22 protein-coding genes and 1 pseudogene are annotated in these 25,079 nt (G+C 63.7%); 17 read left to right on the top strand and 6 right to left on the bottom strand.

What is annotated here, in order from left to right; all coding sequences use genetic code 11:
* Positions 1 to 49 precede the first annotated feature (49 nt).
* Complete coding sequence (locus CEY05_RS25340) at positions 50 to 1,573, top strand: MFS transporter (protein WP_088600056.1); 1,524 nt, start codon at positions 50 to 52, stop codon at positions 1,571 to 1,573.
* 133 nt (positions 1,574 to 1,706) lie between these two features.
* Here CEY05_RS25340 and CEY05_RS25335 read toward each other — a convergent pair whose 3' ends face one another.
* Positions 1,707 to 2,393, bottom strand: a complete 687-nt coding sequence (locus CEY05_RS25335; protein ID WP_088600055.1) for a response regulator transcription factor — start codon at positions 2,391 to 2,393, stop codon at positions 1,707 to 1,709.
* A 349-nt stretch (positions 2,394 to 2,742) separates the two neighbouring features.
* Here CEY05_RS25335 and CEY05_RS25330 point away from each other — a divergent pair, with 349 nt between their 5' ends.
* The 7 genes from CEY05_RS25330 to CEY05_RS25300 all read left to right on the top strand — a co-directional run bounded on the left by CEY05_RS25330 (position 2,743) and on the right by CEY05_RS25300 (position 9,461).
* Entirely contained in the window at positions 2,743 to 3,441 is a 699-nt protein-coding gene (locus CEY05_RS25330) for a hydrolase (protein ID WP_088600054.1), read from the top strand.
* A 255-nt stretch (positions 3,442 to 3,696) separates the two neighbouring features.
* Positions 3,697 to 4,692 (top strand): alpha/beta fold hydrolase, encoded by a 996-nt coding sequence (locus CEY05_RS25325; protein WP_088600053.1) that lies wholly within the window; start codon positions 3,697 to 3,699, stop codon positions 4,690 to 4,692.
* Between the two features lie 120 nt (positions 4,693 to 4,812).
* A complete protein-coding gene (locus CEY05_RS25320) occupies positions 4,813 to 6,678 on the top strand; it encodes an amidohydrolase (RefSeq protein ID WP_088600052.1) in 1,866 nt (621 codons plus the stop codon).
* A 30-nt stretch (positions 6,679 to 6,708) separates the two neighbouring features.
* Positions 6,709 to 7,143 carry a DoxX family protein gene (locus CEY05_RS25315; protein WP_088600051.1) on the top strand — a complete coding sequence of 145 codons (435 nt, stop codon included), beginning with the start codon at positions 6,709 to 6,711 and terminating at the stop codon, positions 7,141 to 7,143.
* Complete coding sequence (locus CEY05_RS25310; RefSeq protein ID WP_088600050.1) at positions 7,140 to 8,762, top strand: MFS transporter; 1,623 nt, start codon at positions 7,140 to 7,142, stop codon at positions 8,760 to 8,762. The genes CEY05_RS25315 and CEY05_RS25310 overlap by 4 nt, the downstream gene beginning before the upstream one ends.
* Positions 8,763 to 8,799: 37 nt before the next feature.
* Positions 8,800 to 9,066, top strand: coding sequence for a XapX domain-containing protein (locus tag CEY05_RS25305; RefSeq protein ID WP_088600049.1), 267 nt, complete (start codon positions 8,800 to 8,802; stop codon positions 9,064 to 9,066).
* Positions 9,063 to 9,461, top strand: coding sequence for a response regulator (locus tag CEY05_RS25300; protein ID WP_088600048.1), 399 nt, complete (start codon positions 9,063 to 9,065; stop codon positions 9,459 to 9,461). The genes CEY05_RS25305 and CEY05_RS25300 overlap by 4 nt, the downstream gene beginning before the upstream one ends.
* Positions 9,462 to 9,570: 109 nt before the next feature.
* Here the strand turns inward: CEY05_RS25300 and CEY05_RS25295 are convergent, their stop codons facing one another.
* Positions 9,571 to 10,503, bottom strand: a complete 933-nt coding sequence (locus tag CEY05_RS25295) for a peptidylprolyl isomerase (RefSeq protein ID WP_088600047.1) — start codon at positions 10,501 to 10,503, stop codon at positions 9,571 to 9,573.
* 334 nt (positions 10,504 to 10,837) lie between these two features.
* On the bottom strand, positions 10,838 to 11,275 hold the full coding sequence (locus CEY05_RS25290) for a hypothetical protein (protein WP_143220642.1): 438 nt from the start codon (positions 11,273 to 11,275) through the stop codon (positions 10,838 to 10,840).
* Positions 11,276 to 11,346: 71 nt separating this feature from the next.
* On the opposite strand from CEY05_RS25290, the gene CEY05_RS25285 reads away from it, so the two are divergent.
* From CEY05_RS25285 to CEY05_RS25270, 4 genes are all read left to right on the top strand, one after another.
* On the top strand, positions 11,347 to 12,732 hold the full coding sequence (locus CEY05_RS25285) for a Do family serine endopeptidase (protein WP_088600045.1): 1,386 nt from the start codon (positions 11,347 to 11,349) through the stop codon (positions 12,730 to 12,732).
* Between the two features lie 326 nt (positions 12,733 to 13,058).
* Complete coding sequence (locus tag CEY05_RS25280) at positions 13,059 to 13,538, top strand: Lrp/AsnC family transcriptional regulator (protein ID WP_088600044.1); 480 nt, start codon at positions 13,059 to 13,061, stop codon at positions 13,536 to 13,538.
* Positions 13,539 to 13,720: 182 nt separating this feature from the next.
* Positions 13,721 to 14,833 (top strand): saccharopine dehydrogenase family protein, encoded by a 1,113-nt coding sequence (locus CEY05_RS25275; protein ID WP_088600043.1) that lies wholly within the window; start codon positions 13,721 to 13,723, stop codon positions 14,831 to 14,833.
* Between the two features lie 57 nt (positions 14,834 to 14,890).
* Positions 14,891 to 15,877, top strand: a complete 987-nt coding sequence (locus tag CEY05_RS25270; protein ID WP_088600042.1) for a tripartite tricarboxylate transporter substrate binding protein — start codon at positions 14,891 to 14,893, stop codon at positions 15,875 to 15,877.
* 93 nt (positions 15,878 to 15,970) lie between these two features.
* On the opposite strand, the gene CEY05_RS31830 is transcribed toward CEY05_RS25270, so the two are convergent.
* Positions 15,971 to 16,156 (bottom strand): hypothetical protein, encoded by a 186-nt coding sequence (locus CEY05_RS31830; protein ID WP_233161703.1) that lies wholly within the window; start codon positions 16,154 to 16,156, stop codon positions 15,971 to 15,973.
* Between the two features lie 271 nt (positions 16,157 to 16,427).
* A pseudogene (locus CEY05_RS32025) lies at positions 16,428 to 16,571 on the bottom strand (type IV toxin-antitoxin system AbiEi family antitoxin domain-containing protein); the annotation flags it as partial.
* 430 nt (positions 16,572 to 17,001) lie between these two features.
* Here CEY05_RS32025 and CEY05_RS25260 point away from each other — a divergent pair.
* The 3 genes from CEY05_RS25260 to CEY05_RS25250 all read left to right on the top strand — a co-directional run bounded on the left by CEY05_RS25260 (position 17,002) and on the right by CEY05_RS25250 (position 21,669).
* Positions 17,002 to 19,290: a phospholipase D-like domain-containing protein gene (locus CEY05_RS25260; protein WP_088600040.1), complete on the top strand. Its 2,289-nt coding sequence runs from the start codon at positions 17,002 to 17,004 to the stop codon at positions 19,288 to 19,290.
* Positions 19,291 to 19,400: 110 nt separating this feature from the next.
* Positions 19,401 to 20,570 carry an ankyrin repeat domain-containing protein gene (locus CEY05_RS25255; protein WP_088600039.1) on the top strand — a complete coding sequence of 390 codons (1,170 nt, stop codon included), beginning with the start codon at positions 19,401 to 19,403 and terminating at the stop codon, positions 20,568 to 20,570.
* Between the two features lie 31 nt (positions 20,571 to 20,601).
* Positions 20,602 to 21,669, top strand: coding sequence for an esterase (locus tag CEY05_RS25250; protein WP_198952904.1), 1,068 nt, complete (start codon positions 20,602 to 20,604; stop codon positions 21,667 to 21,669).
* Between the two features lie 89 nt (positions 21,670 to 21,758).
* Here the strand turns inward: CEY05_RS25250 and CEY05_RS25245 are convergent, their stop codons facing one another.
* On the bottom strand, positions 21,759 to 22,820 hold the full coding sequence (locus CEY05_RS25245; protein WP_088600038.1) for a LacI family DNA-binding transcriptional regulator: 1,062 nt from the start codon (positions 22,818 to 22,820) through the stop codon (positions 21,759 to 21,761).
* A gap of 282 nt (positions 22,821 to 23,102) precedes the next feature.
* Here CEY05_RS25245 and CEY05_RS25240 point away from each other — a divergent pair, with 282 nt between their 5' ends.
* Entirely contained in the window at positions 23,103 to 24,011 is a 909-nt protein-coding gene (locus CEY05_RS25240; protein WP_088600037.1) for a dihydrodipicolinate synthase family protein, read from the top strand.
* Positions 24,011 to 25,078, top strand: coding sequence for an Ldh family oxidoreductase (locus CEY05_RS25235; protein WP_088600036.1), 1,068 nt, complete (start codon positions 24,011 to 24,013; stop codon positions 25,076 to 25,078). The genes CEY05_RS25240 and CEY05_RS25235 overlap by 1 nt, the downstream gene beginning before the upstream one ends.
* Position 25,079: the final 1 nt, after the last annotated feature.

The following is a 25,079-nucleotide window of genomic DNA, read 5'->3' as shown; positions in this document are numbered from 1 at the left end:
ATTATCCGTGGTGCTTCAATGACTCCATGATTCCAACCATCGCCCCAACATGAGCGCCCACCTCGCTTCCCGACGGACCCACGGCCGGACGGCCGTACTGCTGGTCGGCGCGCTGGGTTGCGCGATGACCGTGCTCGACACGAATGTGGTCGGCATCGTCCTGCCGACCATCGCACGCGATCTCAACGCATCATTCGCCGACATCGAATGGGTGATCAGCACTTACGTGCTGTGCTTCTCGGCCCTGCTCCTGCCGGCGGGATCGATCGCCGACCGGTATGGCCGCAAGCGCGTGTTCCTGTGCGGCATCGTGCTGTTCGCGCTGGCGTCCTGCGCCTGCGGCCTGGCGCCCACCGCGACGGCGCTCTACCTGGCGCGCGGTGCGCAGGGTGTCGGCGCCGCCTTCCTGCTGGCGCCGGCCCTGGCCATCATCGGCCATGCCTTCCACGAAGAAAGTGCGCGAGCCCGGGCCTGGGCAATCTGGGGCGCCATCATGGGCCTGACGATGGTACTGGCGCCCTTGATCGGCGGCGCCATCAATGCGCTGCTGGGCTGGCGCTGGGCCTTCCACATCAATGTACCGATCTGCGCCGCCCTCGCCCTGGCGGTCGCCGGCGTCATCGACGAGTCGCGCGATCCGACGCCACGGCCCCTGGACTTCGCCGGCATCGTCCTGTTCGCCGGCGGCATGTTTGCATTCACATGGGCGTTGATCGTCGGGCCGGTACAAGGATGGGGAAGTGCCGGCTTCCTGCTGCGTCTCGGCGCGGGCCTGGTCCTGTTCCTCGGCTTCAGCCAGGTCGAGCGGCGTGGCAGGCATCCAATGCTCGACCTGTCCTTGTTCGCGGCGCCGGCCTTCGTCGGTGCCGTGATTGCCATGCTGGCGTATGCCGCGTCGGCGCAGGTCATGGCGTCGCTGCTGCCGCTGTTCCTGCAGAATGCACGGGGCAAGACGGCACTGCTGGCAGGCGTGAGCATGCTGCCGTTCGCCCTCGCCATGCTGGTGTTGCCGCAGGTAGGCCGGCGTCTGGCCACGCGGCTGCGCTCCTACCAGATATTGGCCTTGGGGCTGGCCATCGTCGCCCTCGGCAACCTGGCCATGATGGTGGCCGCCGGGCATCACAGCCCGGCGCTGTTGATCCTTGCCATGGCGGTGCTGGGCAGTGGCGGTGGACTGCTCAACGGCGAAACGCAGAAAGCCATCATGGGCACGGTGCCGCGCCACCGCGCCGGCATGGCGTCGGGCATCAGCACCACGGCGCGCTTCTCCGGCATCCTGCTGGGGTTCGCCAGCCTGGGAGCGGTACTGGCCGGGGGCGTGCAGGCGGCGCTGCGCGACAGCATGCTGCATGTGGGGATAAGCGGCACGCCCGGCTTCGCCGATACCATCGCCGCGGGAGACCTGGCGCGGGCACTGGCGATGTACCCCGCGACGCTGCATGAGACGCTGACCGCGTTGGCACGGGACAGCTACGGCGCCGGGTTCGCCAGGGCATTCCTGGTGGCGGGGGTGGTCAGCCTGGTGGCGTCGGTGACGGTCTATGTGTTGATGCGCGACAGGCGGCGCGTTTGAGGGAATTGACTTCGCTGCGGCGCCTGAATGCGCCAGGGAAAAAGGAATTTCTTTAGAAATTCCCTTTTTTATCTTGGAGTCGTTCCGACAGCGTCGGCCAAGCCGTGAATACGGAAGATGCGCGGAGTTTGCTTCAGGCGGCGGCGTGCACGCCCAGTTGCTGGGCCATCAGCACCAGGTCGGCGAAGGTGCGGGCTTTCATCTTGCGCATGGCCTGGCCGCGGTGGATCTTGACCGTGACTTCGCTGATGCCGATCTCGCCGGCGATCTGCTTGTTGAGCAGGCCGCGCACCGCCAGGCCCATGACTTCGGCCTCGCGCGGGCTGAGCGTCTGATAGCAGGCGCGGATTTCATTGAGCCGGCGTGACCCCAGGCGGCGCTGGCGGTCCTTTTCCAACGCCGCCGTGACGGCGTCGAGCAGGTCCTGGTCGCGGAAAGGCTTGGTGATGAAGTCGACGGCTCCCGCCTTCATGGCGGTGACGGTCATGGCGATGTCACCGTGGCCGGTCATGAAGATGATGGGAATCTCCACGCCCAGCTGAGCCAGCCGCGCCTGCAGGTCCAGGCCGCTGGCGCCGCGCAGGCGCACGTCCAGCAGCAGGCAGCAGGCGACGTCGGGCAGGGCGGAATTCAGCGGTGGAGCGTCCAGTACCGGGTCGTCCAGCAGTTCAGCCGCCGAGGCATGCAGGCGCACGGTAAACCCGACGGAGCGGAACAGGCTGCCCAGTGCGTGCCGTAGCGCGGCATCGTCATCGACGACCAGCACTACCGCATCGTCGATGGCAACCGGATCCAAGGGTTCGAGGGTGGCGGACGTCAGGGTGTTCTCTCCAATAGCCGCCGATTATATAAGCCGGCACGCGGCGCGCGCCAGGGCCGTACCTATACCTTTGGATGATGCGTCCCAGACGTAAATACGACATGAACCTATGAATGGTAGCTATGGAAGCCGCGGCGCCAGCCATGCGCATATGACGCCGGTATGGCAGAAGGCACCTGGATGGCGGCGCCGTCTCCCTTGCCGTTAATACCATCGAACAATGGTCGGCAACGCCTGGGCCATCTAGTCTAGCTGCGGTCGCGTCGCCACGCGCGTCGAAGTCCCTTGAAGCGGCGGCATCGCGCGTCACCCGCGCGCCGCCCTATTCTCTTCCTACAGGAATCGTGCCATGTCCAATCCCAAGCTCGAAGTGCTGACCCCGCAGAACAGCCAACTCATCTTCATCGATCAGCAACCGCAGATGGCCTTCGGCGTGCAGTCGATGGACCGCCAGACGCTGAAGAACAACGTGGTGGGCCTGGCCAAGGCTGCCCGCGTGTTCAATGTCCCGACCACCATCACCACCGTCGAGACCACGTCGTTTTCCGGCTACACCTTCCCTGAACTGCTGGACGTGTTCCCCGAGCAGAAAGTGCTGGAACGCACGTCGATGAATTCCTGGGACGACCAGAAGGTGCGCGACGCCCTGGCCGCCAACAAGCGCAAGAAGGTGGTCGTGGCCGGTCTGTGGACGGAGGTCTGCAACACCACGTTCGCCCTGTGCGCCATGCTGGAAGGCGACTATGAAATCTACATGGTGGCCGACGCTTCCGGCGGCACCACCAAGGAAGCGCACGACTACGCCATGCAGCGCATGGTGCAGGCTGGCGTGGTGCCGGTGACCTGGCAGCAAGTGCTGCTGGAATGGCAGCGCGACTGGGCTCGTCGGGACAGCTACGACGCCGTGATGGCGATTGCCAAGGAGCACTCGGGTGCTTACGGCATGGGCGTCGATTACGCGTACACGATGGTGCACGACGCCAAGCAACGTACGGCTACGACCCACGAAGCGCTGGCCCCCGTCCACGCGCCCGTGATCGCCCGCTGATAGGCGCCCCGCGCTAACGCGCGGGATAGGTTTTTTAGGGGGGTGCCCCCCTAAGCCCCCCGCACTATCAGGGTCCTGTAGGGACAGCCTTCTACAGCCTCCCACCGTACCCGATGGCTGTAAGGCGCAGCCTTCAACAACTCTCGCCATTGCGGGGAGTTGTAGGGGCGGAGCCCCTTCAGCTATTGCAACGCGGGGGCTTAGGGGGCGTAGCCCCCTATTCCTCTCTCTTACAACAAAACGAAGAAATCCACGATGAATACCGAAGCCCAGACTCAAGACCTCAGCACCAGCCGCCGCAAGATGCTGGTCGCCGGCGCCACCTCGGTCGGCGCCGTCGCCGCCACCGCCATCGGCAGCACCGCCCAAGCCGCCGACAAGCGCGCTGCCGCGCCCACCCATGGCGGCAAGCATGACGGCCGGCAAGGCACCAACTACGTCGTCACCAAGGACGGCACCCGCATTTTCTTCAAGGACTGGGGCAAGGGCCGCCCCGTCGTGTTCTCCCACGGCTGGCCGCTGAACTCGGACGCCTGGGACAACCAGATGCTGTTCCTGGTGCAGAACGGCTTCCGCGTCATCGCCCACGATCGCCGCGGCCACGGCCGCTCGGACCAACCCGCCCAGGGCAATGACATGGACACCTACGCCGACGACCTGGCCGCGGTCATCGAAGCCCTGGACCTGAAGGACGCCACGCTGGTCGGCCATTCCACCGGCGGCGGCGAAGTCGCGCACTACATCGGCCGCCACGGCACCAAGCGTGTCGCCGCTGCCGTACTGATCGGCGCGGTGCCCCCCATCATGATCAAGACCGACAAGAACCCCGGCGGCCTGCCCAAGGAAGTGTTCGACGGCATCCGCAAGGGCGTGGCCGACAACCGTTCCAAGTTCTACCAGGAACTGGCCATCCCCTTCTTCGGTTTCAACCGCCCCAATGCCAAGCCGGAAAAGGGCACCATCGACGCCTTCTGGTCGCAAGGCCTGACCGGCAGCGCGCTGGGCCAGTACCTGTGCGTGCGCGAGTTCTCCGAAGTCGACTACACGCCGGACCTGGAAAAGATCGACGTGCCGACGCTGGTGCTGCATGGCTCCGACGACCAGATCGTGCCCATCGACGACTCCGGCCGCCTGTCGGCCAAGATCGTCAAGAAGGCCACGCTGAAGGTCATCGAGGGCGCGCCGCACGGTATGTGCGTCACCCACGCCGACCAGATCAATGCTGAACTGCTTGCTTTCCTGAAGCGTTGAGCTGACGGAAAATCGTCGCTTCAAGGCATGCGCCCAGCTGTATGAAAACGCTGGGCGCATGCCCGTTGAAGCACCGCCGCGCGTCCCCCCCAGCGGCCATCCTACCTAGAGAACCCTGCCATGAACGCCACCACCACGCCCGATCTCATCTTCGTCAACGGCAAATTCACCACGCTGGATCGCAGCTGCCCGCAAGCCGACGCCGTCGCCATCCATGACGGCCGCTTCACCGCCATCGGTGAACGCGACGACATCATGCGGCTGGCCGGTGCCGGCACGCGCGTCGTCGACCTGCAGGGCCGTCGCGCCATTCCCGGCCTGATCGACAGCCATATGCACATCATCCGCGGTGGCTTGAACTACAACATGGAATTGCGCTGGGACGGCGTGCGTTCGCTGGCCGACGCCATGCGCATGCTCAAGGACCAGGTGGACCGTACCCCGGCGCCGCAATGGGTACGCGTGGTAGGCGGCTTCACGGAGCACCAGTTCGCCGAAAAGCGCCTGCCCACGATCGAAGAGATCAATGCCGTGGCGCCGGACACTCCCGTGTTCATCCTGCATCTGTACGACCGCGCGATCCTGAACGCAGCCGCGCTGCGCGTGGTCGGCTACGGCAAGGACACACCCAACCCGCCGGGCGGCGAAATCGTGCGCGACGCGCAGGGCAACCCGACCGGCCTGCTGCTGGCCAAGCCCAATGCCACCATCCTGTACGCCACCCTGGCCAAGGGCCCCAAGCTGCCGGCCGAATATCAGAAAAACTCTACGCGCCATTTCATGCGCGAGGTCAACCGCCTGGGCGTGACCGGCGTGATCGACGCCGGCGGCGGCTACCAGAACTACCCCGATGACTACAACATCATCGAAGAGCTGCACAAGGAAGGCAACCTGACGGTGCGCCTGGCCTACAACCTGTTCACCCAGAAACCCAAGGAAGAACTGGCCGACTTCAAGAACTGGTCGGAAAAGGTCAAGCCCGGCCAGGGCGACGACCTGTACCGTCACAACGGCGCGGGCGAAATGCTGGTGTACACCGCGGCCGACTTCGAGGACTTCCGCGTCGAACGGCCCGACATGGCGCCTTCGATGGAAGCCGACCTGGAGCCGGTGATCCGCCTGCTGGCCGAGAAGCGCTGGCCGTGGCGCTTGCACGCGACCTATGACCAGACCATCTCGCGTGCGCTGGACGTGTACGAGAAAGTGGCCCGCGACGTTCCCTTCGAAGGCCTGAACTGGTTCTTCGACCACGCCGAAACCATCACCGACCGCAACATCGACCGTATCGCCGCGCTAGGCGGCGGCATCGCCGTGCAGCATCGCATGGCCTACCAGGGCGAATACTTCGTCGAGCGCTACGGCTCGCGCGCCGCCGAGGCCACGCCGCCCATCCGCAAGATGCTGGAACGCGGCGTCAAGGTCGGTGCCGGCACCGACGCCACCCGTGTCGCCTCCTATAACCCGTGGGTATCGCTGTACTGGCTGACCACTGGCAAGACGGTCGGCGGCACGCAGCTCTATCCCCAGGCCAACGTCATGGACCGCGAGACCGCCTTGCGCCTGTGGACCGAAGCCAATACCTGGTTCTCGTCCGAAGTCGGCAAGAAAGGCCAGATCAAGGTGGGTCAACTGGCCGACCTGGCGGTGCTGTCGGCCGACTACTTCCACGTCCCCGGCGATGAAATCCAGGACATCACCGCGGTGCTGACCGTGCTGGGTGGCAAGGTGGTCTATGGCGAAGGCGACTACGACGATCTGTCGCCGGAACTGGCCCCGGCCATGCCCGACTGGTCGCCGGTGCGCCATGTGGGCGGCTACCAGGCACGTGCCAACCTGAGCAGCGCCAAGATGATGCCGGTGTGCGCGTGCGACAGCGCCTGCGGTGTGCACAAGCACTCGCATGCGAACGCATGGGCCACGCAGGCACCCACCTCCGAGGAAAGCACCTTCTGGGGCGCGCTGGGCTGCTCCTGCTGGGCGTTCTGAAGCCTGTACCTGAAGATCCTGGAGAGAACCATGACCGTGATATCCGAGTTGCCGACGGCGGGTTCTCCCGCCGATCGCCGACCGCTGTGGTGGCTGGGCCTGCTGCTGCTGTGCGCGCCTTACCTGCAGGGCGGCCTGGTCAAGTTGACCGACTTCAACAGCGCCTTGGCCGAGATCCAGCATTTCGGCCTGGCGTCCTCGGGGCTGTGGACCACGGTCATGGCCGCCGGCACCATCGCGCTGGAGCTGGGCGCGTCGGTGCTGGTGCTGTCGAATCGCGGACGCAGCCTGGGGGCGCTGGCCCTGGGCGCCTTCACCCTGATGGCCACCTTCATCGCCAACCGCTACTGGTCGGCTCCGCCCGAAGCCCGCTTCGCGCAGGCCAACAGTTTCTATGAACATCTGGCGCTGACCGGCGCGTGGCTGCTGGTAGCGGTCGCCAGCTGGCCGAGGCGCCGCGCATGACATCGCCCGCCCTGCCCCCGTCCACGCCAGCCACGCCGCCGGCGCAGGCCAAGCCTTTCGCGCCGCTCGCCCACGCCACCTTCGCCGTGCTGTGGGTGGCCACCATCCTCGGCAACGTCGGCAGCTTCATGCGCGACGTCGCCAACGCCTGGCTGGCCACGGACCTGTCGAACTCGCCGACCGCGGTGGCGGCGATACAGGCCGCCACCACCCTGCCCGTTTTTCTGCTGGCGATACCCGCCGGCGTGCTGTCCGACATCCTGGACCGCCGCCGCTTCCTCATCGTGATCCAGATCGCGCTGGGCCTGGTCAGCGGCACCTTGATGGTGCTGGCCTGGCGCGGCGCGCTCACCATCGAGATTCTCATCGCGATGGCTTTCGTGGGCGGCATCGGCGCGGCCATGATGGGACCGACCTGGCAGTCCATCGTGCCGGAACTGGTGCCGCGTCCGGAACTGCGCAGCGCGGTCGCGCTCAATGGCCTGGGCGTGAACATCGCTCGCGCCATCGGTCCCGCCACGGGCGGCTTGCTGCTGGCCGCCTTCGGCGCGGCGGCAACGTATGCGGTGGACTTCGTCAGCTACATCCTGGTGATCGGCGCGCTGGTCTGGTGGAAACGGGCGCCACGTACCAGCGATCCCCTGCGCGAACATTTCTTTGGTGCCCTGCGCGCGGGCCTGCGCTACACCCGTGCGCACAGCAAGCTGCACGTCGTCCTGTTTCGCGCGACGGTGTACTTCATTTCGGGCAGCGCCATCTGGGCTCTGTTGCCGCTGGTGGCGCGCCAGGTATTCGCCGGCGGCGCGGGGCTGTATGGCCTGCTGCTAGGCATGGTCGGTGGCGGCGCCATCATCGGCGCACTGCTGCTGCCCCGTCTGCAAGTCTGGCTGAACGCGGACAGGTTGTTGCTGGCGGCAGCGGCCGCCACCGCCGTGGCCATGGGCTTGCTGAGCCTGGCGCCCCCGCTGGTGCTGGCCTTGCCGCTGTTCCTGCTGCTGGGCGTGGCATGGATAGCCGCGCTGACCACCTTGGGTGGCGCGGCCCAGGCCATCCTGCCGGACTGGGTGCGTGGACGCGCGCTGGCCGTTTACCAGATGGTGTTCAACGGTGCGCTGGCGGCAGGCAGCCTGCTGTGGGGCGCGGTCGCGCAGCACCTGGGCGTGCCCCAGGGGTTGCTGGCCGCGGCCGTGTTCCTGCTGGTGAGTTCGCTGCTGGCACACCGTGTCCGCCTGCCGCAAGGAGAGGAAGACCTGGCGCCGTCGCAGGCCTGGCCCGATCCGCGGATGGCGGTGCCGGTCGAAGACGATCGCGGTCCTGTCCTGATCCAGATCGAATATCGCGTGGCACGCGCCGATCGGCAGGACTTCCTGCGGACGATCCGGCGTTTGTCGGAAGAACGCTTGCGCGATGGCGCGTTCAACTGGAGCGTGATGGATGACCCGAACGATCCGGAACGCCTGGTCGAGTGGTTCCTGGTCGAATCCTGGGCCGAGCACATGCGCCAGCATCGCCGGGTTCATAACGCCGACGCCGATCTGCAGCGCGAGTTGCTGCGGTTCCAGCGCGGCGCTGCGCCGCCGCAAGTGCAGCATCTGATCGGCGTGAAACTGCCGCTTTGATATCCGATCCACTTATTACGACACTCAAGGAAATCTCATGAAGCTTTATATCGTTTCGCTCGCGACCGGTATTTTGGTCGGTATTATTTATGCCTTGTTGAACGTGCGCTCACCCGCACCGCCCGTGATTGCGTTGATCGGACTGCTGGGGATGTTGATCGGCGAACAGGTGGTACCGCCGGCACGGCGATTGCTGAACGGCGAGCCCGTTACGCTTTCCTGGTTTCATAAAGAATGCGTGACGAAGATCACGGGCGTCGCTGCCGCCCCCAAGACCGATACACAACCGACCGACAAGTCATGACCGCATCCCCCCGCGCCGCTGCCCCCATCATCGCCATCGTGGACGACGATGCATCGGTGCGGATGGCGCTGGGCCGCCTGCTGCGCTCCATCGACCTGGACGTACGTCTGTACGACGGCGGCCAGGCGCTGTTGAATGACACCCAGGCCGGTACGCTGGACTGCGTCGTGACGGATGTACGCATGCCGGGCGTCAGCGGTTTTGATTTATGCCAGTCGCTGCGCAAGCGCGGGTTCGCCATGCCCATCGTGTTCATGACGGCCCACCTGCAGGAAGGTTATGCCGAGCGCGCGCAGGAAGTCGGCGCGGCCTGTTTTCTGCAGAAGCCTTTTGCCGATACGGAATTGATTGCCTGTATCGAGCAGGCCGTGGGGCGTTCGTCGGGCGACGATTGAGGGACAACGCTGCTGCAACCGCCATCGATGCGTGGAATTGAAAAAGGACCGGCAACCAATATGGCGTCGGTCCTTTTTCTTGAGCGGCTGGGGTGCTGGTCGTGGTCGCTTACCTGATCACCGAATCCACCACCGCATTCAACGCGGGGCCATCGACCGTCACGGTCTGGTTGTTCAGCAAGCCCTGCAGATACGCCGCCGCGGTATCCTGCTGACGCTTCTGCCGCATGGCATTACGCAGGCTGTCGCGCACTTCGGCCAGGGTCGGCGTGCCTTGCGGCGTCATGTCCACCAGCTTCAGGACATGAAAACCCTGCCCCGATTGGACCGGCGCCGACACATCGCCCTTCTTCAGCTTGCCAACCACCGGACGCATTTCCGGCAGCAGCTGGCCCAGCGGAATCAGGCCGGTATCGCCACCCGCCTGCGCCGAAGGATCCTTCGAATACTTCTTCATCAGCGCGGTGAAATTCGCCTTGGGGTTCTGCGCTTCCTTGGCGATGTCGGCCGCGCTCTTGCGGGCCTCCGCGACAGCCTTGGCGTCATTGGCCGGCGCGGGGATGAAGATCTGCGCGACGCGGTACTGCGCCGGCTTGACCATCTGGCCCTTGGTCTGGTCATAGACGGCCTGCAGCTCCTTGTCCGACGGATAGTCGGCCGGTACGGCACTGACCGAAGCCAGGTAGCTGCGGAACACGATCTCCTTGGTGGCCGCATCGATCTGCGCCTTGACCTCGGGACGCTGCGCCCAGTTCTGCGTCTGCGCCTGCTGCAGCACGGCCTTGTCGGCCAGTTGCGAACGGACCAGGCGTTCAGCCGCGGGGCGATTCGCCTTGATCTCCGCGCGCGCCTGCGGCGGCAGCGAATTGAGCATGTTTTCGACTTCGCCACGCTGGACTTCAAGCGTACCGGCCTTGGCGATGACGTAGTTGCTGGCCGGCTTGGCTTCAGGGGCCTTGGCATCGGCAGCGAATGATTGCGCCGTCACGGCCAGGCAGACCGCGCCCGCGGCTGCCATCCATCGGTGTTGAACAGTTTTCATCGCGCTCGTATTTGTACGTGAAACAAGGTGGGCAAGATTGGCGCCGCATCCGGGAATACGCAGCCCGGCCTGGCGCGGCGCGCCGTGGCCCGACTGCGGAAACACTCCGACTGCGGGAAGACCTCAAGCCCCTGATTATTCCACGTCCACGGTCGCGGGAGAAACAACAGGCGCAACCGCAGCAGTTTCGTCCGCATCGACGTTGGCCGCAAATCCTGCCGCTTGCCCCGGCTCGCCGCTGCAGCGGCGGACGGGGCGCCCCTGCCTTGGGCAAGGGCATGCGGTTGCCACCATTCACTGGATAAGGATTCGCGCCAGGCCAGGATGTGCCGATTCAGGTAGCAGAACCGTCGTCTGATTCATGCCGCGCGGCGACGGCGCGGATAGCACGAGTGGCGCGCTTGTGCGCGCCCGGTTCAAGACGCGTCGGCGCCATGAAGCCGTTGGCAACCGCCGCGGCTTTCTCTGCTTCCCAGGCCGGGCTCAGCATTTTTTCCTGGAGGCGCAGGGGCAGGTACAAGGCGTACAGATGCCCCCAGATGCCGCTACTACCCTGTTCCTGGCGTCGATTCCACCACATAGACCTGTCCCCGTCCGGCTCCACCAAGAATGATGCCAACCGCCAGCGGAAGGCCGGGGAAAAGGTTTTCAAGGTGGTGGAAGGATCCTTCAATTTCATGACCGGATGATGAAGTGGCTGTGGAAAAGTTCGCGCTTGCGCATTCGGTGCGTTCGGCGCGATCGCCGCGCTCGGCACAGAGACACCACGCATGACTTACCCTGCCGCACGGTTTATCCTGCCGCGCTACGTGTCTTGCCGCATGTCTTACGCATAATCCGACCATGTCCCACGCCATTACCATCCGCCGTCGCGGCGGCTTCGCCCGGCATATCGCCGCCTGTGCCGCCCTCGCCTCGTTGCTGACCCTCGCCGCCGCGCCCGCTGTTTCCGCGGGCCTGCCGGCGGCGGTCGACGGCAAGGAGCTGCCATCGCTGGCGCCCATGCTCGAAGCGGTGACGCCGGCCGTGGTGAATATTTCCGCGGTGAGCGCCAACAAGCCGCCGCCTGGTTATTTCTATTTGCCGGGCCGTGGCCGCGTCACGCAGAGTTCAGGCTCGGGCGTCATCGTCGACGCCGCGCAAGGTTATGTGCTGACCAATCATCATGTGGTGCGTGGCGCTGAATCGATCAAGGTGGCCTTGCAGGACGGCCGCAGCTTTTCCGCCAAGGTGCTGGGCAGCGATCCCGACACCGACCTGGCGGTGCTGCGCATCCCCGCCGAGAACCTGAAGCAGCTGGCCCTGACAGATTCCAGCGCCTTGCGGGTGGGCGACTTCGTGGTGGCCATCGGCGATCCCTTCGGGCTGGGACAGGCTGCCACGTCGGGCATCGTTTCCGCACTGGATCGCTCCAGCCTGCGTGCCGCCGGCTACCAGAACTTCATCCAGACTGACGCATCCATCAACCCCGGCAATTCGGGCGGTGCGCTGGTGAACCTGCGCGGCGAGCTTGTCGGCATCAATACGATGATCTACACGCCTTCGGGCGGCAACGTAGGCATAGGCTTCGCCATTCCGTCCAACCTGGCCAGCGAGGTCATGCATCAATTGCTGGAACACGGCCAGGTGCAGCGGGGCACGCTGGGCGTGGACGTGCTGGATATCACGCCGGGGATCGCGCAGCAGTTGCGCATGGCGCCCAGCACGACTGGGGTGGTCATCGCGCGTGTGGTGGACGGGTCGCCTGCTGACAAGGCGGGGGCCAAGGCGCGCGACGTAGTGTTGGCGCTGGACGGCAAACCGATATCCACACGCCAGCAGTTCCACAATACCGAAGGGCTGCTGCCGGTGGGCAAGAAGGTAAGGATGACGTTACGGCGCAATGGCCAGACGCTGGATGTGACGGCGGCCATCGAGGCTGAACCCAACGAGGCGATGCATGGCGGGTCGGCCGACCCGCGCCTGACCGGCGTCGAGTTCGCCGAGATGCCGCGCGAGCAGCGGGTGCGGGGTAACGATGGGGTGATCGTCAGCAACGTCTATCCGTCGCGCGGACCGGTGGCGGCGCGGCTCCAGCGTGGGGATATCCTGATCGGCGTGAACCAGCGCCCGATCAGTCGGCTGGCGGATTTGCGGGAGCTGCTTTCGGGCGGAAGTGGGCAGGCGTTGTTGCTGCAGATGATACGTGGGCAGACGAAGTTCTATCTGCAGGTAGCGCCAGCGCGGTGATCTCCCCTCCTCCAAATTACCTAGGGATAACCCTTGGCTTCAGAAATATTCCTGAGCGAGCGTAAGCGGCATGGCGGATGAAGCCGCCCGCTCGGGCGGTCATCACTTTGTTTGAGTAGAGAAACATTCAACTATTCCGCAAGCCCGGGAATATCCCTGGTCCGGGCCCTTATGCGACATAAGCCAGAAAAATCAGCACCCTTAACGCGGGGTTATACGTTTACGATATTTAGACATAGGACACGCGTCAGGCCCTTTCCTATGATCGGACCATCATGCGAACGCCCTCCGCAAGGACAGCGTCCGTACAAGTAACGGGGTAAGCCATGCAACAGGCCAGCATCGAACATCCAGACCCACGGTTGGACGTCACCGACCGTCATCTATTGACCCTGTTGCAGGCCAATGCCCGCGAACCCGTGGCCCTGCTGGCCCGCAAGCTGGGCCTGGCACGCACCACGGTCGTGGCCCGCATCGCCCGGCTGGAGAAAAACGGCATCATCGCAGGCTACGGCGTCCGCCTGGGCCAGACGCTGGAAGAAAACGTGGTGCGCAGCTATTGCTTCATCAGCGTGCGCCCCAAGACCGGCGCCCAGGTCGCCGCCGCCCTCAAGCGCCTGCCCGAGGTAGAAGAACTGTCCGCCGTCAGCGGCGTATTCGACTACCTGGCATTGCTGCGCTGCTCGCGCGTCGAACAGCTCGACGCCCTGCTGGACCAGATCGGACTGGTGGAAGGGGTCAACCACACCCAGAGTTCCATCGTCCTCAGCCGCAAGATAGACCGCCGTGCGGCGCTCGGTCAGTAGGCCGGGCCGGCCCACCGCCCCACCACACCCCGAGAATCCGTCCCGGCACAGTCATTTCGACGAATTCCCCCGTCGAAATGACGAAAGAGCACGACATTTCGACGCTCTGTACGCTACCAACCGACAATCCTCATCCGTACGATTCCCTCACTGCCAACACTTCAGGTAAAGGGGAATCGACCATGGCAACACGCATCGAAAACGTACTCGTGCTGGGCGCGGGCAAAGTAGGCGGCACCATCGCGGACATGGTGGCGCACTACCATGAACTGCCCGTGACGCTGGCCGACGTGGCACTGGCCGACGCAGTGCCCGCCCACGCGGACGACCTGGTACGTCGCCTGCAATGCGACGTGATGGACGACACGGCACTGGCCGCCGCCGTCGAACGCCACGCCGTCGTCATCAACGCGCTGCCTTTCTATCTGGCCGAACGGGTGGCCACGCAAGCGGGCCGCCTGGGCGTGCCGTACTTCGACCTGACGGAAGACGTCGCCGCCACTACCGCCATCCGCCGCATCGCGGCCACCGCCTCCGCCCCGCTGATGCCGCAATGCGGCCTGGCGCCGGGCGTGATCGGCATGCTGGGCAGCGACCTGGCACGCGGTTTCGACGAACTGCACGATCTGCGCCTGCGCGTCGGGGCGTTGACGCGCAGCGCCAACAACGGCCTGCGCTACCACTTCACGTGGAGCATAGACGGCGTCATCAACGAATACTGCAATCCTTGCGTGGCCATTGTCGACGGCCAGTTGCTGTCGGTGCAGCCCATGGAAGGCTATGAAACGCTGACGCTGGACGGCGAACCCTTCGAAGCCTTCAACACCTCGGGCGGCCTGGGCACCCTGTGCGAAACCCTGCAAGGCAAGGTCCGCAATCTCGACTACAAGACCCTGCGCTATCCCGGCCATCGGGACGCCATGAATTTCCTGCTGCACGACCTGCGCCTGATCGAGCGGCGGGAGATTCTGCGCGACGTCCTTGAATATGCCGTCCCGCACAGCCGCGACGACCTGGTCATCATCCACGCGTCGGCCAGCGGCATGCGCGACGGACGCTATGAGCAGGACAGCCGCACCTTGCGCTGCCATGGCGCCACCCTGCGCGGCAAGCGGCGCACCGCCATTGAACTGACCACGGCGGCCGGCATCGTCGGCGCCTTCGAACTGTTGAAGGAAGGCCTGCTGCCGCAACGCGGTTTCGTGTCCCAGGAACAGGTGTCGCTGGACAGCTTCCTGGGTACGCGTACCGGCCACTATTACGCCGGCCTGGGCGTGGAGGCGATCGCAGCATGATCGCCCGCGCCTGGTCCCGGTCCGAGTTTTTCCCTACCCGATCGGCTTCCGAAGACCATGCGCAAATCCCCCCTCGCCCAGCTTGCCCTGACTGCCCTGTCCACCGCCGCCATCCTGTTCTCATCGCAAGGCCAGGCCCAGACCGCGTACCCTGACCGGCCCGTGCGGCTGGTCATCCCCTACGCCGCCGGCGGCTCGCTGGACGTCGTCGGCCGCGTGCTGGCGGAGAAGTTCCAGGCACAGACGGGGCAGACACTGATCGTCGACAACCGCGGCGGCGCCGCGGGGCAGATCGCGGCGGACTACGTGGCGCGTTCGCAGCCGGACGGCTATACCTTGCTGTTGGGAACCGCGGCGCAAACGTCGATAGCCAGCGCGTACTTCAAGAAGCTGCCGTACGACCCGTTGAAGGACCTGATCCCCGTCAGCCTGCTGGTCAACACCTCCAACATCGTCTTCGTGTCCACGGAGTTTCCTGCCACCACCATCGCGCAATTACGCGAGCAGGTGCAGGCCCATCCGGGCGAGGTCAGTTACGGGTCGCCCGGCAACGGCAGCGTCTCGCACCTGGCGACGGCGCTGTTCGAAGAACGCACCGGCATGAAGCTGCTGCACGTGCCTTATCGCGGGGCTGCCCCGGCGCTGAATGATCTGGCCGCGGGCCGCATTTCGATGTTGTTCACGTTGCTGGCCAGCGCCAAGCCCGTGCTGGATTCAGGCAAGGTCCGGGCATTGGCCATCGCGGGCCCCAAGCGCAGCCCCGCCCTGCCTGACGTACCGACGCTGAAGGAGGTGGGCATCGAAGGCGCCGACAGCGGCGTATGGATAGGCGTCATGGCACCCAAGGGCACCCCCGCCGCCGTCGTCGACAAGCTGAACGATGTCATCATGACCGCGCTGCAAGCGCCCGACCTGCGCAAGCGCCTGGCCGACAGCGGCGCCGACCTCGCCCCCATGGGCCCCAAGGAATTCGGCGCGATGATCACGCAGGACGCCAAGACCTGGAAAGAAGTCGTCACGGCGGCGCATATTCAGATGGAGTGATGCGTACCAGGGGTGCGCTAAGCTCAGGCGCCCGGCCAGATACCAGGGGCCGGCAGCGAAGGATAGCCAATGCAGGGCTCTAAGCCCTCTGTTTCATTGCATGGCTATGATGTAAGGCTCGATGCGCGTAGCGACTCGATCGATGGCCGCATACGTCATCAGGTCGTCTACCGTGGTACGCCTTTGCTTCAACGCATCTCTCAAGGCTTCGATGGCCACACCCTCGCCCACGTGCCGTCGATGCTTGAAATAGTCCGCGATCGTCTTTTGCGATGCCATATACCGGAACGTCCACTCCTTCGACCCGAAAGTGCTCCACGCCAGCAGTCAACACGTTCCCTGTGGCGCGGACGACTTCAAGCCTTATCCGCCGTTCGTCTGGCATCCTGGCTTTGCGGGGAATCGTCATCCACACGGTGTGCGGCAATTGAGTGGTCAATAGGTGGTGACGCAGGGCGCTAAGCAGACTGACGACCCCGAGAGGTACAAGCCGGGCTGCCTCCGCCAGATCGTGCGCGGCATCCTCTCCAACAAGGGCGGGACTTTGGTAAAGGCCTCGGGCCAGACGCACCAACTCACTCGCGTCAACCAAGCGTCTGAGATAAACCAACGGAACGCCCGCCGCCGTCAAATCTCGTGCGCGCACCATTCCGCGTTCACTGAGAATCTGTCGCACGCATTCACTATGGGTCATTGAGCGCTCCGATCGTTATTTTACGCCGGCAATTTTCCAAAATTGCCGACATATCATAACGACGTGCGGCGGCTTCACGGATAGAGCGATGGCGGCGCACATCCGGTGGGATGATCGGAAAACAGGCGCTCCGACGATCGACCTGCCTACTCTTAGACCAAGGGCTGATTTAACATTTTGTGAATATTTTAGATTTAAAAAGTAATTTCCCTGGGATTCAGTTTAGATTTATATTTATCTTGTTTCATGCCGTCTCATTTTAGGTAACTATTAATGTTTTTATTCGGCCGCAAGTTGTGCCGCCGATAAAACCATATATCTGGTGTTCCGGTTTTCTGGCAAGCATCAAAAAGGAGGCGCTGCATAAAGCGCGCCGATACTAATCTGCCTTCGCTCACATTGACGAGGGCTAGCCAGCTTTGCCGCCCCCATGCATCCCGACGTCGATTCGTATACCGCTCAAATCGTCCCAAACACCCTAACCACGGCTTCCGGTCAGTATTTCGACCTCAATCAGCCGTTTGCGATGCCGCGCTACGGTAATCAATGCACTGGCTATATCACGGGCCGTGAATACATGGCGGATGTGGCAGACGCAATCCGGAAAGCGAAAAGTTTCATCTTGATCGGGGACTGGCAGTTGGATTTCGACGTTGAATTGGACAACCGCGGGAAAGATGGTCATCCCGGGCGCCTGTCGGAATTGCTTGCTGAGGCGCTCAAGAACGGCGTGCATATCCGCGTACTGTTATACGACTCGGTCCAATTCAAGCTGGACACGCATGAAGAGGTATCACGCCGAATCCTGGAAGGCTTACCTAAAGGCAAAGGGTCGATCAAGGTAATGCTGCAGAACGCGAGTACGGGGCGCGCAGGAGTGTGGGGCCGCAACGTGCCAAATGTGTCCAGCAACATTGTTTTTGCCCATCACCAAAAGTTTGTTGTCGTGGACGGCAGCATCGCGTTCCTGGGAGGAATGGATCTAGCGTACGGGCGTTGGGAAACTCCGGCCTTCCACATTGTGATAGACCCCAATATCCACATCATTAATGACGCCTACAACCAGCAAATACCTCCCGCGCGCAGGCTGACTGACGACGAGAATAAGTTGACGGCTGCAAACGAGGGCCTGCCGGGATTTCGTCAGCCCTTCACTGTGCCTCCGCACGAGGTGTTGGACCCGAAAACGCAGCCACGTCAGCCATGGGAAGATGTGGGTCTGAAGATCGAGGGGCCCGCAGCGTTCGACGTCTTTACTAATTTTGTCCTTCGCTGGAATAGCTTTGCGCGAAGTGGCAGCAACGCCATGGACGGCACAATGAACACAGCCTGGTTCGACCGAGCAAAAGGGAAGGACTACCTGGTCGACCCACTGGCTCCAGGATCGGGATCTAACATCGTTCAAATTTGCCGTTCTGTTTCCTCATATCAATTAGGTATCGAACTTGAGCTCTGGGACGATAATCACAAGTATGTAAACGACGACTGGAAGCAACCCAATCCCAAGCGGCGCCGTGTCGTGCAGGCGGCGCGCGCAGCTTGGGCCGGCAATCATCAGACCAGCATCCTGGATGCAATGGTCAATGGCATCAGATCAGCCCAGGCGTTTATCTACATGGAGAATCAATTCTTCATGTCGGCCTGCGGCCCCGACGAAAACGGCACCGCACCACCGTCCACCAACTCCATTGTCGAGGAGCTTGCCAACGCTGTCGGACGCGCTATTTTTGCAAATCGGCCTTTCCACATTTATTTGGTACTGCCCGAGCACCCTGAAGGACGGCTGGAGGAAAGCGCCACAGTCTCTCAAGCGTGGTGGGCGCTGCAGGGCGTGTCACGGGCACGACTGAGCCTGCGCAACCGAATCAACACGTTTCTCTACCGAAAGCAGGCATCCGCCCGCAAGATGCGGCCCGCGAAGAACGATGATGAGCTACGGCAATTCCTCGCCCTGTGGGGCATGGCGGACGAATGGCGCAAGTATCTGACGGTGTTAAATCTGCGTAACTACGGGCGGACGACAAAGGGCGTACTGACAGAGATGATCTATGTGCACAGCAAGTTCACGATCATTGACGATGCTGTCGCGATCATCGGCACGGCGAATATCAACGATCGCAGTCTCAATGGAAACGGCGATACAGAAATCGCGGCGGTCGTCGTTGACACAGCACAGGCGCAAATGACCGACATGGGCGGCGGGGTACGAGTCGTGGCGCGCGGATTCGCCCGCGACTTACGCAAAAACGTCTGGCGCAAGCATTTTGGGATGTCGATCGATGAACCGACCGAGGGCAGCGAAAAGAAGGACGACCCACCAGAGGGAATAGATATTGACCGCCCCTTGCATCCCGGTACCATCGACGGCATTTTCAAGGTCGCGCGCGCCAATCGCATGGCTTACGATGAAGTTTTCTCGCATACTCCGCGCGATAGTTTCAGGGCGCTGACCGAAGGGCGCAAGCGGTATCCAAAAGGGGACTTTTCCGCCATGCCTCCGTTGCGACCCAACTATATGAAGGGTGGCGGGCATGATATCGCCAAGGCCCACGCCTATTTGCGTGCGCACGTGCAGGGGTTCTTTGTGGAAATGCCACTGTTATGGGGGACCAACATGTCTTCGCCTCCATCACCTGGACATATCGACATGACGATTGCCCAAGCAGACGGCGAGCGACAGGGGCCCATGCAAAGTCAGCCGGAGGAGGCCAGCGTATGAACAATCTGGATTTTGCCGATTCAACCAAGGAACGTTCAACGCGCTGCGCAGGAACGGCCCGATCCGCAGCATGATGTATTCGGCCAATTAATACAGCACAGACCCTTTCCATGAAGAAATTCCTCAGATGGCCCTACATTCTGCCGACCGTCTTGGCAGTCGCAATGCTTTGCATCTATTTGCTAGCGCTATCGGGCGGCAATGCCGCGCATGATGGCAGTGGCCCCGATCCCGTCGGGTTGATCCTGATGTTGGTGGTGTGGATCCTGGGGATTGGCCTGGCCCTCACCACCTTGTACGCGATGTTCGCGCGGCGGCGGACAGGGGCGGTGAAAGGTCATCGAGCACGTGTAATCGGTTTTCACGCAGCGTTGTGGCTCGTGGTAGCGATCGGAATTTATACACCTGAGATCCGTGAGAGTTTTTCCAGACGCGCGGTGCACCAAACGGCCGCATGGAGGGCACCAGAAACTGTCGCCCATGGAACGCTCAAACAGGTCGAACGCGCTTATCTGCAAGCGCGCCAGGAAACCGATGATCCTTCCGTGTTAAACAGCGCGATGACATCAGCGGCTTTATCCTATTTTCGCGTCGATGTCTTGAAATTCCTTAAAGATCAAGGTGTGTCGCTGGCACAGCCGGGACAGGAAAACGCCTGGATAGACAGCATCGTCAGGGTTTTGAGAGCTAGCCGCGATGACAAGCCACAAGCTACCCTTGAAACGGTGCAATGGCTGATGGACGAAGGGGGAAAGCAGGGTTTCTCTTTGAAAGCTCGGGCTACCGATTTCTCCGCGATCACGTTCTATTTCACTGCATACGAGGATGTCAATAATCCGGCAACCCGCCAGCTTCTCGATTTACTCGTTGCGCACGGCGCGGATACGGTCGGGTGCAAGGGCAAGGCTCCTTGCCCGCTAATCTACGTCGCTGGCAAAGGACTGGTCACGACCGTACGCTATCTTCTCTCGCAAGGCGCGGATCCCAATTCGGTAACTACCGGCGCAGACGAAACGGCACTCGCCTCAGCAATCCGCGACCGCAACTCGGAGATAGTGAAGCTGCTGCTGGACGCAGGGGCACGTCCGCGCTTCAGGGTGCACGATAACGATATTGCGCTCGCTTGCGAAACGCAGAGCGGGTCCGATATCGAGGCAAGCAAACGAGTGATTCAGGTACTGCGCGCGGGAAACCTCCATATGACCGCAGACGACCTGGCCCGATACCAAGGCCCGATCTATAGCGAGGACCAGAGGGCCTGCATAAGAAGTTTCATGTGAAAGCCACACTCGCCCCAACTAAGGAGACATCATGCCCTTGCACCGTACCCTGGCCGCGCTTTGCGTCGCGGCAGCCAGCCTGCTGCTCAACTGCGCGAATGCCGCGCCCGCGGCGCCGCCTCCCGTGCCCAAGACGCCCACCGGTCCGTTGACCCTGAGCGGACAAGGCAGCTTCTTCGTCGGCGGACGTGATGTCACGTCGGAGACCTTGTCGCTGTCGCCCAAATACGATGCGCACGGCACGGTGACGGTGGATCAGATGTATGTGCGTTACCAGATTCCCCAACATACCAAGCGTTTTCCCATCACGCTGATCCACGGTTGCTGCCTGACCGGCATGACCTGGGAAACCACGCCCGACGGCCGCATGGGCTGGGATGAATACTTCCTGCGCAAAGGTTATTCGACCTACGTCATCGACCAATCCGGCCGTGGCCGCTCCGCCACGGACATCTCCGCCATCAACGCGGTGAAGCTGGGCAAGGCGCCCACCAGCTCACTGCCGGATCTGTTCGCCGCCGGGCACGAGGCAGCCTGGGCGATATTCCGCTTCGGCCCGCGCTACCCGGAAGCCTTCAAGGATACGCAGTTCCCCGTGCAGGCCCAGGCCGAGCTGTGGCAACAGATGGTGCCGGACTGGCTGGGGTCCATGCCGACGCCCAATCCCACCGTGGCGAACCTGTCCAAGCTGGCCATCAAGCTGAACGGCACCGTGCTGCTTAGCCATTCGCAGTCCGGTATCTATCCTTTCCAGACCGCGGCCATGAACACCAACGGCATCGCCGCCATCGTTTCGGTGGAACCGGGTGAGTGTCCCAAACCGGAGGACGCCAAGCCGCTGACCGGCATTCCCATCCTGGTCGTCTTCGGCGATCACATCGAAGAGTTTCCACGCTGGGCGCCGCGCCTGAAGGCCTGCCACGCCTTCATCGATGCCCTGAATGCGGCGGGCGGCAAGGGACAGCTGATGAGCCTGCCGGCATTGGGCGTACACGGCAATTCGCACATGATGATGCAGGACAGGAACAACCTGCAGGTCGCGGACCTTATCCTGGATTGGATCGGCCGCAATACGTCGGCATCGAAGCAGCAGCATTGAGGACGACGGCGCCAAGGCGGGGCCTCTGAAAGAGATTTTTAGATTATGGGGAGCGCCCCCATAGGCCCACGCTCCGGCGAGCCTCAGAGTCAGGCGCTGGCACGGACGATCAGTTCGAAGCCGATGTCCTGCACGCGGGCGCTGACCGCGTGGCCCGCGGCGCGTTGCACGATCCATTCGGCCGCCTGGGTGCCTATGCGGCGGCCGTCGATGCGTATCGTGGTCAGGGCGGGACTGGTGTCGGCCGCCAGCACGTGGTCGCCGAAGCCGACCACGGCCAGTTGGTCGGGGACGGCGATGCCGTGCTCGCGTGCTTCGATCAACGCGCCCAGGGCCAGCATGTCGGTGCTGCAGAAGACGCCGTCGATGTCCGGATGACGCTGCAGCAGATCCGCCAGCGCGCGACGGCCCGAGCCCATGGGCGCGGGCGCATTCACGACCGCGGTAGGCAAGCGCGCCATCGCGTCCGCGCCAGCCGACACCAGCAGCCCCAGCCGGGCCAGTTCTTCGGCATAACCCTGCCGGCGACGCTGCGCGCGCGGGTCGTTGCCGGTGATCAATGCGGGACAGCGCACGCCGCGTTCGTGCATGGCTTGCGCCACGCGCGCGCCAACGGCTTCATGGGAAAAACCGATCAACATGTCGACCGGTGTTGCCGTCAGGTCCCAGCTTTCCACGACGGGTATGCCGGACCGCGCCAACCGCTGCCGCGCCGCTTCCGACTCCAGCACCCGCGTCAGCACAATGCCATCCGGACCGCGGCTGATCAGGTTCTCCAGCAATTCGATTTCGTCGGCATCGTCATAGCCGCTCTCGCCCAGCATCAGCTGGTAGCCATGCGCGGCCAGGGTTTGCGTCAAGGCTTCCAGGGTCTCCAGGAATACGGGTGACGCGATGGCCGGCACCAGCGCGGCGACCAGCCGGCTGCGGCCGGATGCCAGTCCGCCCGCCAGACGGTTGGGCACATAACCCACCTGCTGGATGGCCGCGCGGACGTGGTTGACGGTCGCCTCCGGCACCGTGGCCGGGCTGTTCAACACGCGCGAGACGGTTTGCGCGGAAACACCGGCCACCCGGGCCACATCGGCCAGCGTGGCCCGCCCCGAACCACGCCGGGTCCGCCGCGGCGGCGCGGCCACCGCGGGCGTCATGTCAGGCGTGCCGGACGCACGGGGCGTAGGCGTTCCAAGCGGACGCGCAGACGCAGGCGCCGCGACGGACGCTGGCGAACGGGAAGACTTGGAGCGTCCAGGTTTCATGCCGCGGAAGATAGCACGGATGATTGTGTTAGCGCTAACGTTAGCGCTAATATTACCCCCCTGATTTCGACGATCTCCCGAGCCTGATCGGCCCGAGCCGATGTGGCTCGGCCCGCGCAGGGCAGCACGCATCGTCGACACGACCAGACCAACCTGAAAGGAAACACCGGCATCATGATGACGCAGATGAAAGGGCTATACGTAGTGGCGCAAACGCCGTTCGCGGCCGATGGTGCGTTGGACCTGGACAGCATCGACACCCTCACCGACTTCTACTTCAAGCACGGCGCCGCCGGCCTGACAGTACTAGGCGTGGCAGGCGAAGCGGCCAAGCTGTCGGAAACCGAGTCGGTCAGCGCGGTCAAGCGCTTCGTCACCCGTGCCCAGGGCAAGCCCGTCATCGCCGGCGTAAGCAACCCCAGCGTCGCGCAACTGGCCACCCTGACCCAGGCGGTGACCGACGTCGGCGCCAGCGGTGTCATGATCGCCCCGCCGCCCGGCCTGCGCACCGAGGAAGACGTCATCGGCTACTACGGCGCCGTCTTCGACCGCATCGGCGACGTACCCACCGTGTTGCAGGACTTCCCTTTCTCCACCGGCGTCTGGATGTCGGTGCCGACCATGGCCCGGCTGATCGAGCGCTTCCCGCAGATCCAGGCCATCAAGGAAGAAGACATCCCCAGCGCCGCCAAGATCACCCGTCTGCGTGAAGCCATGCCGCGCCACGTGCCCATCCTCACCGGCAACAACGCCGTGTTCCTGCCGCAGGAACTGGAGCGCGGCATCGAAGGTCCGATGGCCGGTTTCTCGCATCCAGAGATGCTGTCCGGCGTCTACGCCCTGTACACCCAGGGCCAGCGCGACGCCGCCTTCGACCTGTTCAACCTGTACCTGCCGCTGCTGAACTTCGAGAACCAGGCACAATGGGGTGTCGCCGTGCGCAAGGAAATCCTGCGCCGCCGCGGCGCCATCGCTTCCGCGGTCATGCGCGCGCCCGGCCCGCGCCTGAGCCCGCTGGACCTGAAGGATATCGACTACCTGCTCGAACGCCTGGGGCAGGCCCTCGCACAACGGAGCCTTTGATGTCCGACCATCCCCGCTACGACGCCAGCGCGCTGATCGCCCATGCACGCGCCCTGCTGGAAAAACTGCACATGCCCGCGGACAAGGCCGCCGCCGTGGCCGAGATCCTGGTGGAAGCCGATCTGATGGGCAGCCCCACGCACGGCCTGAACCTGCTCGACCAATACCTGGAGCACGTGCAGAAGGGCCATATGCAGGTCCAGGGCGACCCGGAAGTGGTCTCCAAACGGCCCGCCGTCGAAGTCTGGGATGGCAAACGCCTGCCCGGCCCCTGGCTGGTCCTGCGCGCCCTGGAAAGCGCCATCGCGCGCGCCGCCACCTATGGCACCGGCACGGTGGTGATCAAGAACAGCCACCACATCGGCAGCCTGGCGACCTATCTGCGCCGCGCGACGGCGCGCGGCGTGGTGCTGCATCTGGTCTCATCGGCCCCCAGCGCCAGCAGCGTAGCGCCTTACGGCGGACGCAAGGCGCTGTTCTCACCCAGTCCCATCGCCATCGGCCTGCCCGCGACCACCGATCCCATCCTGGTGGATATCTCCGCGTCCATCACCACCAACAATATGGTGAAGAAGCTGGCGCGCGAGGGCAAGAAGCTGCCCGGCAAATTCCTGCTGGATGCGGACGGCAATCCCAGCGACGATCCCGCCGTCATCGCTGGCTCCCAGCCCGGCACCTTGCTGCCCTTGGGCGGACTGGATGCCGGCCACAAGGGCTACGGCCTGGCGTTGCTGGTGGAAGGCCTGACGGCGGGCTTGTCCGACCAGGGCCGCGCGCAGGACAACGGTCCGATGGCCAACACCATCTATCTGCAGGTCATCGATCCGGAAGCCTTCGGCGGTTTGCAGGCCTTCGAGCAGCAGATGGAACAGGTCGCCCAGGCCTGCCGCGACAACCCACCGCGTCCCGGTGTCGAATCCGTGCGCGTACCAGGCCAGAAAGGCATGGCCACCGCCCGCCAGCAAGCGCAACAAGGCATTGCGCTGGCGCCTGGCATCGTCGCGGCCCTGGAGAAGTGGTCCGCGCATTTGGACGTACCCATGCCCGCTCCCTGCGCGGCGGGCTGAT

Origin of the sequence: Achromobacter sp. HZ34 (assembly GCF_002209485.1) — a bacterium.
Lineage (GTDB): Bacteria > Pseudomonadota > Gammaproteobacteria > Burkholderiales > Burkholderiaceae_B > Bordetella_C.
This window is presented reverse-complemented; position numbering and strand designations above follow the sequence as displayed.

Coding starts and splice junctions, on each gene's coding strand:
- CEY05_RS31830 (WP_233161703.1), bottom strand. CDS start 16,156: ATGGCATCGCAAAAGACGATCGCGGACTATTTCAAGCATCGACGGCAC.
- CEY05_RS25235 (WP_088600036.1), top strand. CDS start 24,011: ATGTCCGACCATCCCCGCTACGACGCCAGCGCGCTGATCGCCCATGCA.
- CEY05_RS25330 (WP_088600054.1), top strand. CDS start 2,743: ATGTCCAATCCCAAGCTCGAAGTGCTGACCCCGCAGAACAGCCAACTC.
- CEY05_RS25300 (WP_088600048.1), top strand. CDS start 9,063: ATGACCGCATCCCCCCGCGCCGCTGCCCCCATCATCGCCATCGTGGAC.
- CEY05_RS25255 (WP_088600039.1), top strand. CDS start 19,401: ATGAAGAAATTCCTCAGATGGCCCTACATTCTGCCGACCGTCTTGGCA.
- CEY05_RS25240 (WP_088600037.1), top strand. CDS start 23,103: ATGATGACGCAGATGAAAGGGCTATACGTAGTGGCGCAAACGCCGTTC.
- CEY05_RS25285 (WP_088600045.1), top strand. CDS start 11,347: ATGTCCCACGCCATTACCATCCGCCGTCGCGGCGGCTTCGCCCGGCAT.
- CEY05_RS25315 (WP_088600051.1), top strand. CDS start 6,709: ATGACCGTGATATCCGAGTTGCCGACGGCGGGTTCTCCCGCCGATCGC.
- CEY05_RS25320 (WP_088600052.1), top strand. CDS start 4,813: ATGAACGCCACCACCACGCCCGATCTCATCTTCGTCAACGGCAAATTC.
- CEY05_RS25275 (WP_088600043.1), top strand. CDS start 13,721: ATGGCAACACGCATCGAAAACGTACTCGTGCTGGGCGCGGGCAAAGTA.
- CEY05_RS25270 (WP_088600042.1), top strand. CDS start 14,891: ATGCGCAAATCCCCCCTCGCCCAGCTTGCCCTGACTGCCCTGTCCACC.
- CEY05_RS25305 (WP_088600049.1), top strand. CDS start 8,800: ATGAAGCTTTATATCGTTTCGCTCGCGACCGGTATTTTGGTCGGTATT.
- CEY05_RS25340 (WP_088600056.1), top strand. CDS start 50: ATGAGCGCCCACCTCGCTTCCCGACGGACCCACGGCCGGACGGCCGTA.
- CEY05_RS25325 (WP_088600053.1), top strand. CDS start 3,697: ATGAATACCGAAGCCCAGACTCAAGACCTCAGCACCAGCCGCCGCAAG.
- CEY05_RS25250 (WP_198952904.1), top strand. CDS start 20,602: ATGCCCTTGCACCGTACCCTGGCCGCGCTTTGCGTCGCGGCAGCCAGC.
- CEY05_RS25290 (WP_143220642.1), bottom strand. CDS start 11,275: ATGCGTGGTGTCTCTGTGCCGAGCGCGGCGATCGCGCCGAACGCACCG.
- CEY05_RS25280 (WP_088600044.1), top strand. CDS start 13,059: ATGCAACAGGCCAGCATCGAACATCCAGACCCACGGTTGGACGTCACC.
- CEY05_RS25260 (WP_088600040.1), top strand. CDS start 17,002: ATGCATCCCGACGTCGATTCGTATACCGCTCAAATCGTCCCAAACACC.
- CEY05_RS25245 (WP_088600038.1), bottom strand. CDS start 22,820: ATGACGCCCGCGGTGGCCGCGCCGCCGCGGCGGACCCGGCGTGGTTCG.
- CEY05_RS25310 (WP_088600050.1), top strand. CDS start 7,140: ATGACATCGCCCGCCCTGCCCCCGTCCACGCCAGCCACGCCGCCGGCG.
- CEY05_RS25295 (WP_088600047.1), bottom strand. CDS start 10,503: ATGAAAACTGTTCAACACCGATGGATGGCAGCCGCGGGCGCGGTCTGC.